19 protein-coding genes are annotated in these 18,136 nt (G+C 46.8%); all 19 read left to right on the forward strand.

Translation table 11 applies throughout. The features are described 5' to 3' along the window. The first annotated feature begins 201 nt into the window (after nucleotides 1–201). Nucleotides 202–720 carry a DUF177 domain-containing protein gene (locus MKY35_RS09450; RefSeq protein ID WP_342446221.1) on the forward strand — a complete coding sequence of 173 codons (519 nt, stop codon included), beginning with the start codon at nucleotides 202–204 and terminating at the stop codon, nucleotides 718–720. A 186-nt stretch (nucleotides 721–906) separates the two neighbouring features. After that, on the forward strand, nucleotides 907–1,080 hold the full coding sequence (rpmF, locus tag MKY35_RS09455) for a 50S ribosomal protein L32 (protein WP_007429979.1): 174 nt from the start codon (nucleotides 907–909) through the stop codon (nucleotides 1,078–1,080). Nucleotides 1,081–1,361: 281 nt separating this feature from the next. Next, nucleotides 1,362–1,958, forward strand: a complete 597-nt coding sequence (gene fapR, locus MKY35_RS09460) for a transcription factor FapR (protein WP_039274761.1) — start codon at nucleotides 1,362–1,364, stop codon at nucleotides 1,956–1,958. Continuing rightward, nucleotides 1,942–2,934 carry a phosphate acyltransferase PlsX gene (plsX, locus tag MKY35_RS09465; RefSeq protein WP_342446222.1) on the forward strand — a complete coding sequence of 331 codons (993 nt, stop codon included), beginning with the start codon at nucleotides 1,942–1,944 and terminating at the stop codon, nucleotides 2,932–2,934. Before fapR ends, plsX begins: the two co-directional genes overlap by 17 nt. Nucleotides 2,935–2,942: 8 nt before the next feature. Further along, nucleotides 2,943–3,932, forward strand: a complete 990-nt coding sequence (locus tag MKY35_RS09470; protein ID WP_029515009.1) for a beta-ketoacyl-ACP synthase III — start codon at nucleotides 2,943–2,945, stop codon at nucleotides 3,930–3,932. Between the two features lie 81 nt (nucleotides 3,933–4,013). Beyond that, complete coding sequence (fabD, locus tag MKY35_RS09475; RefSeq protein ID WP_029515007.1) at nucleotides 4,014–4,958, forward strand: ACP S-malonyltransferase; 945 nt, start codon at nucleotides 4,014–4,016, stop codon at nucleotides 4,956–4,958. Nucleotides 4,959–5,008: 50 nt separating this feature from the next. Continuing rightward, on the forward strand, nucleotides 5,009–5,758 hold the full coding sequence (fabG, locus tag MKY35_RS09480) for a 3-oxoacyl-[acyl-carrier-protein] reductase (protein WP_039274753.1): 750 nt from the start codon (nucleotides 5,009–5,011) through the stop codon (nucleotides 5,756–5,758). 108 nt (nucleotides 5,759–5,866) lie between these two features. After that, nucleotides 5,867–6,100, forward strand: coding sequence for an acyl carrier protein (locus MKY35_RS09485; RefSeq protein ID WP_007429985.1), 234 nt, complete (start codon nucleotides 5,867–5,869; stop codon nucleotides 6,098–6,100). A gap of 228 nt (nucleotides 6,101–6,328) precedes the next feature. Then, a complete protein-coding gene (gene fabF, locus MKY35_RS09490) occupies nucleotides 6,329–7,567 on the forward strand; it encodes a beta-ketoacyl-ACP synthase II (protein ID WP_342446223.1) in 1,239 nt (412 codons plus the stop codon). Between the two features lie 12 nt (nucleotides 7,568–7,579). After that, nucleotides 7,580–8,278, forward strand: coding sequence for a ribonuclease III (gene rnc / locus MKY35_RS09495; RefSeq protein WP_029515003.1), 699 nt, complete (start codon nucleotides 7,580–7,582; stop codon nucleotides 8,276–8,278). Between the two features lie 255 nt (nucleotides 8,279–8,533). Then, nucleotides 8,534–12,103, forward strand: coding sequence for a chromosome segregation protein SMC (smc, locus tag MKY35_RS09500; protein ID WP_322251966.1), 3,570 nt, complete (start codon nucleotides 8,534–8,536; stop codon nucleotides 12,101–12,103). A gap of 38 nt (nucleotides 12,104–12,141) precedes the next feature. Then, nucleotides 12,142–13,158: a signal recognition particle-docking protein FtsY gene (gene ftsY, locus MKY35_RS09505; RefSeq protein WP_025721714.1), complete on the forward strand. Its 1,017-nt coding sequence runs from the start codon at nucleotides 12,142–12,144 to the stop codon at nucleotides 13,156–13,158. A gap of 165 nt (nucleotides 13,159–13,323) precedes the next feature. Beyond that, nucleotides 13,324–13,974: a hemolysin III family protein gene (locus MKY35_RS09510; RefSeq protein WP_061832005.1), complete on the forward strand. Its 651-nt coding sequence runs from the start codon at nucleotides 13,324–13,326 to the stop codon at nucleotides 13,972–13,974. A 166-nt stretch (nucleotides 13,975–14,140) separates the two neighbouring features. Further along, a complete protein-coding gene (locus MKY35_RS09515; RefSeq protein WP_029514999.1) occupies nucleotides 14,141–14,509 on the forward strand; it encodes a putative DNA-binding protein in 369 nt (122 codons plus the stop codon). Between the two features lie 51 nt (nucleotides 14,510–14,560). Then, a complete protein-coding gene (gene ffh, locus MKY35_RS09520) occupies nucleotides 14,561–15,937 on the forward strand; it encodes a signal recognition particle protein (RefSeq protein ID WP_069011393.1) in 1,377 nt (458 codons plus the stop codon). Nucleotides 15,938–16,003: 66 nt separating this feature from the next. Next, nucleotides 16,004–16,276 (forward strand): 30S ribosomal protein S16, encoded by a 273-nt coding sequence (gene rpsP / locus MKY35_RS09525; RefSeq protein WP_013309862.1) that lies wholly within the window; start codon nucleotides 16,004–16,006, stop codon nucleotides 16,274–16,276. 23 nt (nucleotides 16,277–16,299) lie between these two features. Then, entirely contained in the window at nucleotides 16,300–16,530 is a 231-nt protein-coding gene (locus MKY35_RS09530) for a KH domain-containing protein (RefSeq protein WP_013309863.1), read from the forward strand. Nucleotides 16,531–16,628: 98 nt separating this feature from the next. Then, nucleotides 16,629–17,144: a ribosome maturation factor RimM gene (gene rimM / locus MKY35_RS09535; RefSeq protein ID WP_013309864.1), complete on the forward strand. Its 516-nt coding sequence runs from the start codon at nucleotides 16,629–16,631 to the stop codon at nucleotides 17,142–17,144. Continuing rightward, nucleotides 17,144–17,962 carry a tRNA (guanosine(37)-N1)-methyltransferase TrmD gene (gene trmD / locus MKY35_RS09540; protein ID WP_340955197.1) on the forward strand — a complete coding sequence of 273 codons (819 nt, stop codon included), beginning with the start codon at nucleotides 17,144–17,146 and terminating at the stop codon, nucleotides 17,960–17,962. Before rimM ends, trmD begins: the two co-directional genes overlap by 1 nt. Nucleotides 17,963–18,136 lie beyond the last annotated feature (174 nt).

The following is an 18,136-nucleotide window of genomic DNA, read 5'->3' on the forward strand; positions in this document are numbered from 1 at the left end:
TACTCGCATTATTGTACACGAAGAGTGGCGGGGGTACGAATACTCATCGGTACATGTTTAGCACAATGCATTTTTGCTTCTGCATAAAACTTGTCGAACCATTGGAAAACCGGTGGATTTGTGAGTGGTGTAAAGTGAAAGGTGTTGACAAACGACACGATCAGTCGGTATAATAATTTTTGTTTGTTTGGAGTGATAGTGATGCAACTATTTTTTCGCAAAGTAGCAACAAGTGACGGTCCTTTTCCTATCCGTGAATCTCTTAATGTGAGTGAATTGGTGGATGATCGTGCTGATGTTACGGCCGTTTCCCCGCTGGAGACCGACTTGGTCGCCGTTAGTCTGGGTCAAGGCTTGATGAGCGTGGAAGGCACGTTGACCGCAGGTCTGGACATGCTGTGCTCACGCTGTTTAAGCCCGATGCACGAGGATTTAAAAATTGAATTCCGTGAACGGTTCAAGCAAACCTCTTCGAGTGTTGAAGAGGAGGATGAAGATGGCGATTTTATCGCAGTGACGGAGGACTCCTTCGACACTGCACCGTATTGTGAAGAACTGTTTGTACTGCATGTGCCGTTTGCGCCTTTGTGCAGTGAGGATTGTCAGGGAATCGCACCAAAGACCGGACAAAACTGGAGTATTGGCTCCGATGACAGTAGCGATGGCGATACGGAAAAGATTGATCCGCGTCTGGCAGGGCTTAAGGATTTTTTTAAATGAGAATTGAGTTCAATTCTGAAAAATCATCATCCGATTGTGCCGGAGAGTTACAGAACCGATGCGTGGATGTTGCAGGCTTGATTCACCGGCTGTAAGATAATTGCTTCTGGCATTTTCTTCAGTCTTGAATGAGATAAGAAGTCATACCCGTTATGCGGGGTTGATCTGGTTAAGGAGGTGGGAATAATGGCAGTACCTCAACGGAGAACATCCAAAACTCGTCGCGACAAACGTCGTACTCACTTTAAACTGGCAGTACCAGGTATGGTGAAATGCTCCGAATGCGGCGAATTGAAACTTGCTCACCATGTGTGCAAAGTTTGCGGAACGTACAAAGCTAGAGAGATCATCTCTCAATAATGTCCGATAAGCGGATTCTTTGGAATCTTCGCAGAAAAAGTAGCGCTTCACTTCAGTGAGGCGCTACTTTTTTTGTCTGCATGCTTCCTTTTTACGTCAGCATGCTATATACTGTTTTAGTACCAGGTTCTAAGAAAGAAGGGCCGAAGGGGTTCCTTTATACATACAAGAAGACAAATCGGCTTGAAGTTTCGCCGTTAGAAAGTGAAGTAAAGTAACCCGAACTGTCGTCTGAACGATGGTTTATTGTAGGGAAAGGAGGCGTCACTGACATCGAACGTTTGCCGAAGAGACAGAGACAGCAGCGGCTGACTCAATTAATTGATGATAATCCATTCGTAACGGATCAGGAATTGACAAGACAGCTGAAGGTGAGTATTCAGACTATTCGGCTGGACCGGATGGAGCTGGGAATCCCGGAATTGCGGGAACGGCTAAAGCTGATGGCTGAGCGCTCCTACGACCAGGTTCGTTCCTTGCCTTTGCATGAAGTGATCGGGGATATCGTTGATCTGCAGTTGGATCGAAGCGGTATTTCGATCTTTGAGATTAAAGAGGAACATGTTTTTTCGCGTACTGGCATTGCGCGGGGGCATTATGTATTTGCTCAGGCCAATTCATTGGCCGTTGCTGTGATTAATGATGAGATAGCATTGACTGCATCAGCGGATATACGCTTTGTCCGCCCGGTTCATTTAGGTGAGAAGTGCATTGCCAAGGCATATGTACGTTCAAATCCAGAACAAAAAGGGAAGGCTAAAGTGGAAGTTTTCGCCTACGTAGGAGAAGAAATGGTGTTCCAAGGCAACTTTGTCATTTATCGCTCCACGGAGGAAGAGTATAGCGAAGGAGGAAGTCAGCATGCGGATCGCCATTGATGCCATGGGGGGAGATAATGCTCCTGAGGCGACAGTAGAGGGCGCGCTATCTGCGGCGGCGGAATGGAAGGATACGGACATTACGCTGGTTGGTGACCGGGAACGAATTCAATCGGTTCTGAACGGTAGAGCGTTGCCGACGAACCTCAGCATTCGCCATGCATCCGAAACGATAGATGCGCAGGACGAGCCTGTAAAGGCAGTGCGCCGCAAAAAGGATGCTTCAATGGTCGTAGCTGGTCGAATGGTCAGAGAAGGCGAAGCGGATGCCATGATATCTGCAGGTAATACAGGCGCGCTAATGACCACGGGGTTGCTGGTGGTTGGAAGAATGGAGGGCATTGAACGTCCGGCTCTCGCGCCGATGATACCGACGATTGACGATCTGGGTATTCTGGCGCTTGACTTGGGAGCCAATATGGATGCCAAGCCTGAGCATCTTGCCCAGTATGCACTGATGGGGAGCTTGTATCGTCAGAAAGTTCACGGTGTGGCTTCTCCAAGGGTGGGTCTGCTGAATGTGGGGACCGAAGCTGGGAAGGGCAATGAACTGACGAAGTTGGCATTTCCACTTATTGAGCAGTTACCTGTCCATTTTGTGGGTAATGTTGAATCGAGAGATGTGTTAACTGGGAATTGCGATGTACTGGTGTGTGATGGATTTGCTGGAAATATCATGCTAAAATCACTAGAGGGTACAGCGGGGGCCATATTTTCTCTCTTAAAAGAGCAATTCACCAAATCCTTGAAGACCAAGCTTGCGGCAGCCTTGATTATGCCTGAGCTCCGCAGTCTGAAAGGTAAATTGGATTATAAAGAGCATGGCGGGGCTCCTTTGCTGGGTTTGAGTGGACTCGTTCTGAAAAGTCACGGTTCGTCTGACGGCGTTGCCGTCAAAAATGCGGTAAGGCAGGCTCGTACGGCCTTGCAAAACCGGTTGGTGGAAAGTATATCCAAGGAAATTAGCAGGAAGTGAGTGACGATATGAATAAATTACGGCCGGTTGGTGTTATCGGAACAGGGAAATACGTACCTGAGAAAATTCTGACCAATAAAGATTTGGAAGCAATCGTAGAAACAAGTGATGAATGGATTGTCAGCCGTACAGGGATTCAGGAGCGCCATATTGCAGCTCCAGAGCAGGCTACATCTGATTTAGCTTATGAAGCAGCAATTAAGGCGTTGGAGTCCGCGGGTATGACGGCACAGGATCTGGATTTAATTATTGTAGCTACGGTTACACCGGATATGGCGTTTCCGTCAACTGCCTGCATTCTTCAGGACAAACTGGGAGCCAAAGGCGCAGCGGCTTTCGATTTGTCTGCGGCATGCTCGGGTTTTGTATACGGACTGGCTACGGCAACGAGCTTCATTAAGACAGGTATTTATAATAATGCGTTAATCATTGGGGCAGACTGTCTTTCTCGGATTACAGATTATACCGACCGCAATACCTGTGTCCTATTCGGAGATGGTGCAGGAGCTGTAGTGATTGGCGAAGTGCCTGAAGGCAGAGGATTCCAATCCTTTGATCTCGGGGCTGAAGGCGCAGGTGGAACCTTGCTTAAGCTGGAAGCTGGTGGCTCGCGTTTGCCTGCGAGTGCAGACACACTGGAGAATAAACAGCACTATATTTACATGAACGGACGCGAAGTGTTCAAGTTCGCGGTTCGTGTTATGGGAACGGCAACGGTTGATGTGTTGGAAAAAGCAGGGCTGTCCAAAGATGATATTGATCTGTTCGTTCCACATCAAGCCAATGTTCGCATCATCCAATCGGCGATGCAACGTCTGGATTTGCCAGAGGAAAAGGTAGTTGTTAATGTTCATAAATATGCGAATACATCCGCAGCATCAATCCCTCTCGCCCTAGTGGAAGCAGCTGAGGAAGGCCGCATGAAGGAAGGCGACCGTGTATTAATGGTGGGCTTTGGCGGTGGCTTGACCTGGGGAGCGTCGGTTCTTGTCTGGTAATAAGATGGAATTTTTGATATAATATTGAATTTGTGTAGTGTTTTACAGGACAAGCATTGGATATAGAGAGGTGCATACACGATGGGCAAAACGGCATTTATATTCCCCGGTCAGGGTTCACAAGCTGTAGGTATGGCTAAAGATGCTTATGAAGCAGTTCCAGCTGCAACAGAAGTATTTCGCCAAGCGGACGAACGGTTAGGGTTCGCACTAAGCACACTGGTTTTTGAAGGGCCAGACACAGCTTTGAAGCAAACATCCAATACGCAGCCTGCACTGTTAACGGCGAGCATTGCACTGTATGAAGCGTTCAAGGAAAAAATGGACATTCATCCCGATTATGTAGCTGGGCACAGTCTAGGAGAGTACAGCGCGCTAGTTGCTTCAGGTGTCCTTGCATTTGCGGATGCGGTTGAGACTGTTCGTGCACGTGGTCAGTTTATGGAACAGGCTATTCCTGATGGACAAGGCGGTATGGCTGCTGTGTTGGGAGCTGATCGTGAAGCATTGGCAGCATTGTGCCGTGATATTACGGAGTCTGGTCAACTGGTCGAACTAGCCAACATCAATTGTCCCGGACAGATTGTCGTATCTGGTACGAAGGAGGGCGTAGCTGCTGTCGCTGAACGTGTGAAGGAAGCAGGCGGCAAGCGTGCTATTACTTTGGAGGTTAGCGGTCCTTTCCACTCGTCATTGATGAAGGAAGCAGCGACCAAGCTCTCAGACAAGTTGGGGACTGTAACTTTCTCTGAAGCTCAGATTCCGGTGGTGGCCAATGTAACAGCTAAACCTGTACGTGAGGGGAATGAAATCCGCCAACTGTTGGTGGATCAGGTCTATTCTCCGGTACTGTGGGAAGACAGTGTAGCATGGCTACTGGAACAAGGTGTTGACACTTTTGTTGAGTTTGGACCCGGAAGTGTTTTGACTGGACTGGTTAAAAAAATCGACAAAACGGTTAAGCTGTATAATATAAGTAGCCTGGAGTCGATTGCTTCTGTAACGGAAGCCTTGGAGGCCCGTTAAAAGTATAATCATTGCCTTAACGGGTTATATACTTGCAAGGGAGGACTATGATGTCTAAGCCATTAAGTGGAAAAACGGCGCTCGTTACGGGAGCGTCGCGCGGAATTGGCCGTAGTATCGCGCTGGCGCTGGCTGATGCAGGCGCTAATGTGGCGGTAAACTATGCTGGCAGTGAAGCGGCTGCGACTGAGGTAGCTGAGCAGATTCGTGCCAAAGGTGTGGAGGCTATTACAGTTCAGGCTAATGTCGGTCGCGCTGACGAAGCAGATCAGTTGATCAAGGATGTGATTGGCGCTTGGGGCAAGATTGACATCCTGGTGAATAATGCCGGCATAACAAGAGATAATTTAATCATGCGCATGAAGGAAGAGGAATTCGATCAGGTGATCGAAACGAATCTGAAGGGTGTGTTTAATTGTCTTAAGGCGGCAACACGTCCAATGATGAAACAGCGTTCTGGCCGAATTATCAATATCTCCTCCGTGGTTGGTGTCCTTGGCAACGCAGGACAAGCCAACTACGTTGCTGCTAAAGCAGGGGTGATTGGTCTTACCAAATCCTCTGCTCGAGAGCTTGCATCGAGAGGTATTACAGTGAACTGTGTAGCTCCCGGATTCATCGATACTGAGATGACACAGGTACTGGCTGATGATTTGCGTGACAATATGCTTAGCGGTATTCCGCTGGCCCGTCTTGGACGGCCTGAGGAAATTGCTGACGTGGTGCTGTTCTTGGCCTCGGATGCTTCCTCATATATGACGGGCCAGACTTTGCATGTGGATGGCGGCATGTATATGTAGTAGCATGTTGCCAATCTGCATGCCCCGATGAAGAGTTGTCAAAGAAAACTCTCTTCTATGGCATTTTAATTGTAATTTTCGTATAATACCTAAGAGGAGGTGAGCCGGATGTCCGATGTATTGGAGCGCGTAAAACGCATTGTCGTTGACCGTTTGGGAGCCGACGAAGCCGAAGTTACACTTGAAGCATCTTTTAAAGATGATTTAGGCGCTGATTCTCTCGATGTAGTTGAATTGGTAATGGAATTGGAAGATGAGTTTGATATGGAAATCTCTGATGAAGATGCAGAGAAAATTACAACTGTAGGTGAAGTTGTGAAGTACATACAATCTCATACCTAATTCATGTCATCAAAAGTCCCGTTCTGTTACAGGCGGGACTTTCTCCTAATTATACAGATTGAACTAAAGGCGGAATTGCTGCGTGTTTTTGAGTTTGGTTCAGCTTAACTTAGTCAAAGGCTGAGAAGTATGCGGCATTACTAACTTTAGTTGATTCTATATTATTTTTACGCACAAGAGTGTGCGGTCTTAAAATACAATATGCAGTAGACATAGAGGTGATTATCTTTGAAACAACGTGTTGTCATAACAGGAATGGGTGTAATCACTTCGCTGGGACAGGATTTGAACACACTATGGGATAATCTGATGGCCGGAAAATCCGGCGTCAGTGAAATCGAAGCTTTCGATACAAGTGAGTACACTACGAAAATAGCCGCTTCCATTAAAGATTTTAATCCAGAGGATTATATTGAACGTAAGGATGCGCGTAAAATGGACCGCTTTGTGCAGTTTGCGGTTGCTGCTAGTAAATTGGCGCTTGAGAACAGCGGACTTGTAATCGGAGAAAATGCTGAAGCTGAGCGTGTTGGTGTATCTGTCGGTTCCGGTATTGGCGGATTGGGAACTTGGGAAGATCAGCACAACGCACTGATTGAAAAAGGACCTAAACGCGTAAGCCCTTTCTTCATCCCGATGATGATTGCTAATATGGGTTCCGGTCAAGTGTCGATTTCGCTCGGTGCTAAAGGCCCAAATACATCACCAGTTACGGCTTGTGCCACGGGCAGTCATGCTATTGGCGATTCCTTCCGCATGATTCAGCGCGGTGACGCAGACGCCATGATTTGCGGAGGAGCTGAGGCGACTATCCGTCCGATTGGTATGGCTGGATTTTGTTCCATGCGAGCGATGTCCACGCGTAACGACGAGCCTGAAAAGGCAAGCCGCCCTTTTGATACCGAAAGAGACGGGTTTGTTATGGGCGAAGGCTCTGGTGTTCTTATTCTGGAATCGTTGGATCATGCTTTGAAGCGTGGTGCGCGTATTTACGGTGAAGTGATTGGCTACGGTCTTTCTGGCGATGCTCATCACATGACAGAGCCTGATCCAGAGGGAGCAGCACGCTGCATTAGAATGGCTATCCGTGACGCTGGATTGAATCCTGAAGAGATTGATTATATCAATGCACATGGTACGTCTACGCCAGTCGGTGATAAATCCGAAACGGAAGCAGTTAAGAAAACGCTTGGAGATCATGCCTATAAGGTAGCGATCAGCTCAACTAAGTCGATGACAGGGCATTTATTGGGTGCAGCGGGCGGCGTTGAAGCCGTGATCTGTGGTCTCGCCCTTCAGCATCAGACGATTCCGCCAACGATTAATTTGGATAATCAAGACCCGGCATGCGATCTTGATTATGTACCTAATAAGCCGAGAAAAGCGGAACTGAATGTGGTTATGTCCAATTCCTTTGGTTTTGGCGGTCACAATGCTACGGTTATTCTAAAAAAATATGAAGCATAAGGGGTCAGTTCGTTGAGTGGAGACTTGAAGCAATTACAGCAGAAACTTCATATTCAATTCAACAATCGGCAGCTTCTGAAGCAGGCCTTTACGCACGCTTCCTACGTAAACGAACATCGGTTCAGTCAGCATGCAGACAATGAGCGTCTTGAATTTTTAGGTGACGCTGTTCTGGAATTGACGGTGTCCGAGCAATTGTACAATCAGTACCCTAACCGACCCGAAGGCGAACTCACCAAGCTGCGTGCAGCTATTGTCTGTGAGCCTTCTCTGGTGAAGTTTGCTGTCGGGCTTGAGTTCGGGCAATATGTGCTGCTTGGAAAAGGTGAAGAGTTGACAGGTGGACGTACTCGTCCGGCTCTGTTGGCTGATGTATTCGAAGCGTTCGTAGGTGCGCTTTATTTGGATCAGGGTCTGGAGGCCGTCCGTTCGTTTCTGGAACATTATATTTTTCCTCAAATTGTATTAAATGGTAAACTTCAGATGAGTGATTTCAAAACAGAGCTTCAGGAACTGACACAGCATCATAACATGGGGATGCTTGAATACAAGATTGTAGAGGAGCGCGGACCAGCCCATGAGCGCGAGTTTGTAGCCGAGGTATATATGGACAGCGAACGGCTAGGGGCAGGTACGGGGCGCTCCAAAAAAGAAGCAGAGCAGCAAGCGGCGGCAGTAGCTTTAAACCGTTTGAAGCTGGCAGAATCGTAATCGGTACCTGAGCAGCCCGGACGGGTTACGCAAGCAGGGGGCACAAAGTAAGAGCAAAGGGCAGTCCGCGGGGAGTCCCGGCCCGTAATGGCGAATGGACTGCGTTTTGCTCTTTTTTCGTGGCTTGCTGGTGTAATGTGAGTGTTGGTACTGTGCTTTAAACAAGCTAGTTTATGCTACAATAGGGATAATTCATATCAATCAGGTAAACGGTGTTGTACAAGCATATTTGAAATGTTAGAGGTGAGATTGAGCATGTTTTTAAAGCGCATTGAGCTGGCGGGCTTCAAATCGTTTGCAGATAAAACGGAAATGGAATTTGTCCGCGGCATTACGGCAGTCGTCGGACCCAACGGAAGCGGAAAAAGTAATATTTCGGACGGGATTCGTTGGGTGCTGGGCGAACAGAGTGCCAAATCACTGCGTGGCGGCAAAATGGAGGACATTATTTTTGCAGGTAGTGATGCTCGTAAGGCTGTTAATTACGGTGAAGTATCGCTTACGTTGGATAATGAAGATCAGGCGTTGCCTCTGGATTTTGGTGAAGTTACGGTAACGCGACGTGTACATCGAAGTGGGGATAGTGAATATTTCATTAATCGGCAATCATGCAGACTCCGAGATATTACAGAGCTGTTTATGGATACAGGGATTGGTAAAGAAGCTTATTCCATTATTGGGCAGGGACGCATTGAAGAAATCCTAAGTACTCGATCTGAGGATCGTCGAGGTATTTTTGAGGAAGCCTCGGGTATCGTAAAATATAAATCCCGTAAAAAAGATGCGGTTCGCAAGCTGGATGAGACGGAGCAAAATTTGCTGCGTATTCACGATTTAGTTAGTGAACTGGAGGATCAGATTGGACCGCTTAAGGAGCAGTCTGAAAAGGCGATTCATTTTAAAGAGCTACGCGGTGAATTGAAATCAAAAGAAATCTCTATGTACGTCCATCAAATTGAACAAATTCATACTTCGTGGAGCGATGCGACTTCCAAATTAGCTTTGCTGCAGCAGGAGCAACTTCAGTTGTCCACGGTGGTATCCCGCCATGATGCGATGCTGGAAAGCGACCGCAACGAATTACGCCAGCTGGAAGAGCAAGTAGAACAGTTGCAAAGGGATCTGCTGCAATACAGTGAAGCGACGGAGAAAAGTGAAGGCTACGGCGAATTGCTCAAAGAGCGCACACGCAATCTGGCGGCTAATCGGGAACAACTGATCTTATCACTTAGTACAAGCGAATCACGGCATTCCGAGCGCAAGAGTGAACTGGATCAGCTGAACGAAAAGCTGTCTGCACTGAATGTAGAGCTTGACGAGTTGCGTGCGCGGCTGTCTGACGAAGAGGCCAAACTGATTGGAGTTACAGGCGGAATCAGCCAGGAGCAGGAAGAAAGTCTAAAGGGTGGTCTGCTGGAGCTGATGAATCAGATGGCGCAGGCGCGTAACGAAATCCGTTATACAGACCAACAGAAGGAAGCATTGGAACGGCGTGTGACTCGCGTAAGTGACGAATCCGGCAAATGGGAAGCCCAGAAAGTACAACTTGAACAGCGCAAAAAGGGATTGGAAGCTGCGGTTCAGAAGCTGGGGCAGGAAATCAGTAGTTTGCGTAGTGGCTATATTCAGGGAAGTGAAAAGTACCAGGCCCTGCAAAAACTTTTGGAAGAAAACCAGGGTACAGTTCGTAAATGGGAACAAAAACGTGAGGCTCAAATTTCACGGCGAGATACAATGAAGGAAATGCAGGATGACTTTGACGGCTTCATGCTTGGAGTTAAAGAGGTATTGAAGGCTGCACGAAAGGAAACCTTGCACGGTGTGCATGGAGCGGTAGCAGAGCTGATTCGGGTGCCTGAGCATTTAGAGCAGGCGATGGAAACCGCTTTGGGTGCTTCAGTTCAGCATATTGTGATGGAAAATGAATCCGTATCCAGACAGGCGATCAGTTTTCTAAAGCAACGTCAACTGGGCAGAGCAACATTTTTGCCTATGGATGTTATCCGCCCGCGTCAAATCGGCGCAGGGGAACGCCAAATTGCAGAAGGAGCTGAGGGCTTTGTCGGGATCGGTGCTGATCTTGTTCAGTACGATGATCGATATGCTGGAATTGTAGGCAGTTTGTTGGGGAATGTGGTCATTGCCCGTACATTGGAAGATGCAAACCGTATTGCTGCCCGTTGCCAATATAGATACCGCGTTGTCACTTTGGAAGGCGATGTAGTCAATGCAGGGGGTTCCATGACTGGGGGAAGCCAGTTCAAGAAAAATGCTAATCTGCTTGGACGCAAACGCCAGCTGGATCAGTTGGATCAAGACATTATAGATACAGAGCAGCAAATTGCAAGGTTGCGTCAGAGTGCAATAGATACCAAACGCCAGTTGGAGGAGACACAGACCCGTCTGGACGAGCTGCGTCAGGGCGGCGATGTGAAGCGCGGTGAAGAGCAACAGATGGCAATGGAACTCAAGCAACTGGAGCATGAACTTCGTCATGTTCTGGAGCAGGTCGCTGCGTCTGGTCAGGAGAAAAAGGGCTTTGATCAGGAAATCAAGGAGCTGGAAACTTCCCGTGAAGAAGCGTTGGTAAAGTTGGCTGCGCTGGAGGAAGAAGAAAAGAAAACGCATCAAGCTATTCACGCTGCCGAATTTGCCCGTAAAGCCAACGAATCTGCCAAAGAGCAGTTGCAGGGAGAGCTCACGAATCTCAAAGTAAGAGAAGGAAAGCTGGACCAGGAACGCTTTTCATTGGAAGAGCAGTTGCGCAGATTGCGTGGGGATTATGATACTCTTGGTAAGGATTCAAGACAAAACAAAACGTTGCTTGCTTCCATCGAAGCAGATTTGCTGACCAATGAGCAGGAGACCGTGAAACAGATTGAAAATCTCAATCAATACCGTTTGAAAAAGGAAGAAGCCGCACAGCAACTGGAATTCAAGCGGGCTGCACGCAGCAGCTTGTCCAAAAAGCTTGAAGTGGCTGAAAACGATACAAAAGAACAGCGAATTCAGCTCAAGTCAGTGGAGGAGTTGCTTCGTCAAACGGAAATTGGAGTAAATCGACTTGATGTGGAACTGGAAAACGTTCTGAAAAAATTAAGTGATGATTATGAACTCAGCTATGAGTTAGCCAAGCAGCGTTACCCTATACCGGAAGATATTGAAGGTACGCAGAGCGAGGTGGAAAGGCTCAAACGTGGTATTTCCGCGTTGGGTGAGGTGAACCTGGGCGCCATTGATGAATACCAGCGTGTGCATGAGCGTTATACGTTTCTTGATGAGCAAAAGTCTGATTTGGTGGAGGCCAAGACAACACTTTATCAGGTTATTCGTGAAATGGATGAAGAAATGTCCAAACGCTTTAAGACTACGTTCGATGCTATTCGGCGCGAATTTGGAACGGTATTCTCCAAGCTGTTCGGAGGCGGACGTGCTGATCTCGTGTTACTTGACCCGGAACGCTTATTGGAGACGGGAATTGACATCGTAGCTCAGCCACCGGGCAAAAAACTGCAAAATTTGCAGCTACTGTCGGGCGGTGAGCGTGCGTTAACAGCGATGGCGTTACTATTTGCCATTTTACACGTTAAACCTGTTCCATTCTGTGTACTCGATGAAGTAGAGGCTGCATTGGACGAAGCAAACGTGGTGCGTTTTGCCCAGTATTTACGAGAATTCTCGGAGCAGACACAGTTCATTGTAGTCACACACCGCAAGGGCACAATGGAAGAATCTGATGTGCTGTACGGGGTTACCATGGAGGAAGGCGGGGTTTCCAAACTCGTATCTGTCAAGCTGGACAACGATGAAGCTGAGATTGCCTGACATTAAATAACATACTTTCAGACCAACGGAGGGAATCCATGAGTTTCTTTAGGAAATTGAAGGAAAGCATTGCAAACAAAACTGAATCGGTCACAAAACAGTTCAAAGATGGATTGGAAAAAACACGTAAAGGTTTTGTTGAAAAAGTAACGGACTTGATGATTCGCCGTAAAAAGATTGATGAGGAATTTTATGAGGAACTGGAAGAAATTCTGATCGGAGCGGACGTAGGCGTCAACACGGTTATGAACCTCATTGAAGACCTGCGAGAAGAAGTGAAAAAGCGCAAAATTGAGGATGCATCCGAATTACAGCCTGTATTGTCGGAAAAGCTGTCCGAGTTGCTGCGGGGGAATGACAACAGTCAGCTCAAAATGAGTCCTGACGGAATTACAGTCATTCTATTCGTGGGAGTCAATGGCGTCGGCAAAACGACAACCATTGGCAAGTTAGCTCATCGTTTTAAACAAGAGGGGAAAAAAGTATTATTGGCTGCCGGAGATACGTTCCGGGCGGGTGCGATCGAACAGTTGGAGGTATGGGGCGAGCGGGCAGGTGTAGAGGTTATTAAGCAGCAATCCGGTTCCGATCCGGCTGCAGTTATGTTTGATGCCGTACAGGCTGCCAAGCAGCGACAAGTGGATGTTTTGTTATGTGATACCGCAGGACGTCTTCAGAATAAAAGCAATCTGATGGAGGAACTGAACAAAATTTTCCGTGTGATTCAACGCGAAATTCCAGATGCTCCTCATGAAGTGTTGTTGGTACTTGATGCGACGACTGGACAAAATGCACTTAACCAAGCCAAGCTGTTTGGTGAGAAAAGCGGTGTAACCGGGCTGGTACTAACGAAGTTGGATGGTACAGCGAAGGGCGGGATTGTTGTGGCCATCCGTCAGGAGCTGAATTTGCCTGTTAAGCTGGTGGGCTTAGGTGAAAAAGTGAATGATCTTCAACCGTTTGATTCCGAGCAATTCGTTCATGCGTTGTTCGCGGGGTTGATTCAGGAAGAGACGGTCGAAGCAACTGCTACAGGCGAGGAAGAACAGAACTGATACGTTTAAAGTGGGCTTTCATGCTACGTTTGGGATAACTAAGTAGCCATCCTGTTGCTGTTCAAGTTTGCCCAGATGTATAATGAAAGCAAGAGGTCTGTCGATGTCGTATATGTAATGTATCTTGTATGTAAAATATAAATCAGGAAGCCGGGTGAAAAACCGATGGCAAACACCTATACCTACTCCCGACGGGAAGAAGTAGCCAACGCCATTACACATGGAATTGGAGCCGTTTTAAGCGTGGCAGCGCTTGTGTTGCTTATTGTTTTTGCTAGCATGAAAGGAACCGCTTGGCATGTCGTCAGCTTTACGATTTACGGGATTACGATGCTGCTGTTGTACACCAATTCAACGTTGCTTCATAGCCTGCGTGAAGGAAAAATGAAGGATTTGTTCGAAATATTCGATCATTCTTGCATTTACCTGTTCATTGCAGGTAGCTACACCCCGTTTATGCTCGTTGCACTGCGAGGTACTCTGGGATGGACACTGTTTGGAGTGATTTGGGGGATTGCACTGTTCGGTGTGTTGTTCAAGGCGTTCTTCACCAAGCGCTTCCTGTTTATGTCTACCGTGTTTTACATTGTGATGGGCTGGCTCATCACCATTGCCTGGAATCCTCTGGTTGCGACTGTTCCCGCCGGAGGGATGACGTTATTGTTCGTAGGTGGCCTTATGTATACGTTGGGCACGATTTTCTATGTGTGGCGGGCATTTCCATATCACCATGCGATCTGGCATCTGTTTGTTCTGGCAGGCAGCATACTTCATTTTCTGGCTGTTCTGCTGTATCTTACTCCGGTAAGGGTTTAAGTAACAATGGGTAAAAAGTCGATCCGTACTTCCGTTTAAGGACAGTGGATCGGCTTTTTTTTGTATGACAAGGGATAACGCTTGACATCTTCTTTTCTTTTAGGTATCATAAGGAACGTTGAAAAGAACTGTAAAGTGTTTTTCCTTGACGATGGAGGTATACAAGATGAGTCAGGAGAATCGGCTGGAAAAGACAAACCGGATTAACCGACTGTTTGACTTCTATGAACCTCTGCTTACAGAGAAGCAACAGATGTTTTTAAAATATTACTTCCATGATGATTTTTCTTTAGGGGAAATTGCATCGGAATTTCAAATTAGCCGTCAGGCAGTATATGAACATATTAAACGTGCTGAACAGGTATTGGAAATGTACGAGGAAAAGCTTGGTTTGCTAAGTAAGTATGAGCGCAGAATCCAAGATCTCGATGAATTAAATAAGACGTTGTATGAGGCATTCGGTAAAATCAGTGAGTCCGATGAAGGCACTCTGCAACATGTCCATCAAATTGTAAATCGCCTGCAGGAACTGTAGGACATATAGATTAAGAACAAACAACCCTGGTAGACAAGGAGGTGCGAAAGTATGGCATTTGAAGGATTATCGACTCGCTTGCAAAATGTATTCAGTAAACTGCGCGGTAAAGGAAAAGTGTCTGAGGATGATGTAGCTCAGGCGATGCGCGAAGTACGATTAGCTTTGCTTGAGGCGGACGTTAACTTCAAGGTTGTAAAGGACTTTATTGCCAAGGTAAAGGAGAAATCCGTTGGTAAGGAAGTGATGGACAGCTTTACGCCAGGCATGGTCATCATCGACATCGTGAACAAGGAACTGACCGAGTTGATGGGTGGCAGTCAGGCCAAGCTTGCCAAAGCAAACAAACCGCCTACGGTCATTATGATGGTGGGTCTCCAGGGCGCAGGTAAAACGACGACATCTGGTAAACTGGCGAAATTGCTGCAAAAGCAAAATCATCGCCCATTGCTTGTAGCTGGTGATATTTATAGACCAGCCGCGATCAAGCAGCTTCAGGTTCTTGGGGAGCAGATTAATACTCCTGTATTTACTCTGGGAGATCAGACAAGCCCAGTGGAAATCGCAAAACAGGGTTTGCAGCATGCTAAGGATAATGGAAATGACTACGTTATTATAGATACTGCCGGTCGTCTTCATGTTGATGAAGAGCTCATGGAAGAGTTGCGCCAGATTCATACCAACGTCAACCCGGATGAAGTTTTACTGGTTGTAGATAGCATGACGGGGCAGGACGCGGTTAACGTTGCGGAGCACTTTAATACTAGCCTAGAGTTAACGGGAGTTGTACTGACGAAGCTGGATGGCGACACTCGTGGTGGTGCAGCTTTATCGGTTAAAGCTGTAACGGGATGTCCGATCAAGTTTGCTACATTGGGTGAAAAGCTGGATGCGATGGAGCCGTTTCATCCTGAACGGATGGCTTCACGGATTTTAGGTATGGGTGACATGTTGTCCCTGATTGAAAAAGCGCAGTCCAATATCGACGCCGATAAGGCGAAGGAAATGGAACGGAAAATGCGTAATGCCGAGTTTACTTTCGAAGATTTTCTGGAGCAAATGGATCAAGTTAAGAAGCTTGGCCCAATCGACCAGATTCTTGATATGATTCCCGGTATGGGCAACATGAAGCAAATGAAAGATATCAAAGTGGATGACAAACAGATGGGCCGAATTGAGGCTATCGTTCATTCTATGACCACACAGGAGAAGCAAAACCCAGACATGATTAATCATAGCCGTCGCAAACGTATTTCTGTAGGCAGTGGAACATCACTGGCTGAGGTAAATCGTCTGATAAAGCAATTTGACGAAATGCGTCGCATGATGAAGCAGTTCTCAGATATGATGGGACCTAAGGGTGGCAAAAACAAGGCTATGAAGCAGTTGAAGAGTATGGGTAAAGGTATGAAGTTTCCTTTCCGCTAAGGCCAATAGGTCCTTGGAATTATGGATAACAATATACAGTCTACTTTTTGAAGGAGGTGAATTTTCGTGGCAGTTCGTATTCGTCTGAAACGTATGGGTGCACATAAAGCTCCTTTCTATCGCGTCGTGGTATCTGATTCTCGTTCCCCGCGTGACGGTCGTTTTATCGAAGAAATCGGTTACTACAACCCAATCACAGTACCAGCGGTTGTAAAAATTGATGAAGATAAAGCGCTGAAATGGTTGCAAGATGGTGCACAAGCATCCGACACAGTCCGTAACTTGCTTAGCAAAGCGGGCGTAATGAAAAAGTTTCATGAGTCTAAACTACAGAAATAAGGTGCTGATACGGAGGGTCAACCATGGAAGAATTAGTGATAATCATTGCTAAGGCTTTAGTCGATCATCCGGAAGATGTAACCGTGAAGACCTTGGAGAAGGATCGGCTTGTTGTGTATGAGCTTAGTGTGCATCCTGAGGATGTAGGCAAGATCATTGGTAAGCAGGGTCGTATCGCCAAGGCGCTTCGCACTGTGGTTGCATCAGCAGCCGTTAAGATGGATAAACGGGTTACCGTAGACATCATATCTTAAAGATATACGAAAGTGGGTTAGGATGTATGTCCTAACCCTTTTTCGTACATGATGAAGATGTATATGGAGCGGGACCGATTACAAGCAGGAGGAACACGATGCAACAATTGTTTAATGTCGGAAAAATTGTGAACACCCATGGAATCCGTGGGGAGCTAAAAATATTAACGACGACAGATTTTCCAGAGGATCGCTTTGCAAAAGGCAGTGAGCTTTTGATTGTTCCGGCTGAAGGTAAAGCACCGATCCCCGTAACTGTTGAAACAGCGCGTTTTCAAAAAAATATGGTTGTCGCTAAATTTAAGGAATATCACAATATTAATGAAGTTGAAAAATATAAAGGTACATTGTTGAAGGTATCTGCTGAGCGGTTAGGCGAATTGGAAGAAAATGAATTCTATTTTCATGAAGTAGTCGGCATGGAAGTGGTGACCGAGGACGGAAATGAGCTCGGCGTGGTCAAGGAAATTTTGACTCCGGGAGCCAATGACGTATGGGTAGTCAAAATGCCTAAAGGCAAGGAACTGCTATTGCCGTATATAGAAGATGTTATTTTGGATGTAAACGTGCGTGAAAAACGGGTTACGGTACGGTTAATGGAAGGTCTGCTGTAATGCGGGTGGATGTGCTGACCCTGTTTCCAGAGATGTTTGATGGAGTATTTAATGCAAGCATTCTGGGAAAAGCAAGGGATAAGGGAATTGTATCACTGCAAGCGGTTAATTTTCGTCAGTATGCCGGCAACAAACACGGACAAGTGGATGATACGCCCTATGGCGGTGGGGGCGGCATGGTTTTGAAGCCTGACCCTATTTTTGCTGCTGTGGAAGCGCTGTTGGATAAATCAGAGCAACCAACATTAGAGACTGCCGATGAAGTTAACCAACTTGAAGGGGTAGAACGTAACACAGACATAAAATCTCCGCGTATCATTTTGATGTGTCCACAAGGTGAGACTTTTACGCAAAAGAAAGCGGAAGAGCTGGCCAAAGAGGACCATCTTATTTTTATATGTGGGCATTACGAGGGTTATGATGAGCGTATTCGAGAGCACTTGGTGACGGATGAGCTTTCTATCGGAGATTATGTATTGACTGGTGGTGAGCTTCCAGCCATGACCGTCATTGACAGTGTGACACGATTGCTACCAGGAGTTCTGGGGAACGAAACGAGTGCGGTAACGGACTCGTTTAGTACGGGGCTGCTGGAGTACCCCCATTATACCCGGCCTGCGGAGTTTCGGGGCTGGAAAGTACCCGATGTACTCCTGTCAGGGCATCACGTCAATATTGATTCTTGGAGACGACAAGAGGCGTTACGTCGCACGATGGAACGCCGACCGGATCTATTGGTACAAGCTGAACTGACAGGCAAGGAGCGCGTGTGGATTGAGGAGCAACGCAAAGCTGACTTTTTGGAAGACAAGCATTAAAACGCTTTAAACATGAGTGGATTTGAAAGCAGGCAGTGACCTGTTCTATAATAAAGTCAATTAAATAATGTTTGGTCAAATCCCTTTTTGTTGTTGCAATGCGGTATCCTCCATGATACAATACATCTGTTGTGTGTAATACGGTGGTCCTCTGTGGATGATGAAGGAAACGGT

Origin of the sequence: Paenibacillus sp. FSL L8-0638, assembly GCF_038593075.1 — a bacterium.
In the GTDB taxonomy this organism is placed as follows: domain Bacteria; phylum Bacillota; class Bacilli; order Paenibacillales; family Paenibacillaceae; genus Paenibacillus; species Paenibacillus polymyxa_D.

Bases quoted from the DNA above. Each gene is read 5' to 3' on its own strand.
- MKY35_RS09510 (WP_061832005.1), top strand. From the start codon at position 13,324: ATGGCAAACACCTATACCTACTCCCGACGGGAAGAAGTAGCCAACGCC.
- MKY35_RS09485 (WP_007429985.1), top strand. From the start codon at position 5,867: ATGTCCGATGTATTGGAGCGCGTAAAACGCATTGTCGTTGACCGTTTG.
- fabG (WP_039274753.1), top strand. From the start codon at position 5,009: ATGTCTAAGCCATTAAGTGGAAAAACGGCGCTCGTTACGGGAGCGTCG.
- trmD (WP_340955197.1), top strand. From the start codon at position 17,144: ATGCGGGTGGATGTGCTGACCCTGTTTCCAGAGATGTTTGATGGAGTA.
- fabD (WP_029515007.1), top strand. From the start codon at position 4,014: ATGGGCAAAACGGCATTTATATTCCCCGGTCAGGGTTCACAAGCTGTA.
- MKY35_RS09530 (WP_013309863.1), top strand. From the start codon at position 16,300: ATGGAAGAATTAGTGATAATCATTGCTAAGGCTTTAGTCGATCATCCG.
- plsX (WP_342446222.1), top strand. From the start codon at position 1,942: ATGCGGATCGCCATTGATGCCATGGGGGGAGATAATGCTCCTGAGGCG.
- MKY35_RS09450 (WP_342446221.1), top strand. From the start codon at position 202: ATGCAACTATTTTTTCGCAAAGTAGCAACAAGTGACGGTCCTTTTCCT.
- rpmF (WP_007429979.1), top strand. From the start codon at position 907: ATGGCAGTACCTCAACGGAGAACATCCAAAACTCGTCGCGACAAACGT.
- MKY35_RS09515 (WP_029514999.1), top strand. From the start codon at position 14,141: ATGAGTCAGGAGAATCGGCTGGAAAAGACAAACCGGATTAACCGACTG.
- rimM (WP_013309864.1), top strand. From the start codon at position 16,629: ATGCAACAATTGTTTAATGTCGGAAAAATTGTGAACACCCATGGAATC.
- smc (WP_322251966.1), top strand. From the start codon at position 8,534: ATGTTTTTAAAGCGCATTGAGCTGGCGGGCTTCAAATCGTTTGCAGAT.
- ffh (WP_069011393.1), top strand. From the start codon at position 14,561: ATGGCATTTGAAGGATTATCGACTCGCTTGCAAAATGTATTCAGTAAA.
- MKY35_RS09470 (WP_029515009.1), top strand. From the start codon at position 2,943: ATGAATAAATTACGGCCGGTTGGTGTTATCGGAACAGGGAAATACGTA.
- ftsY (WP_025721714.1), top strand. From the start codon at position 12,142: ATGAGTTTCTTTAGGAAATTGAAGGAAAGCATTGCAAACAAAACTGAA.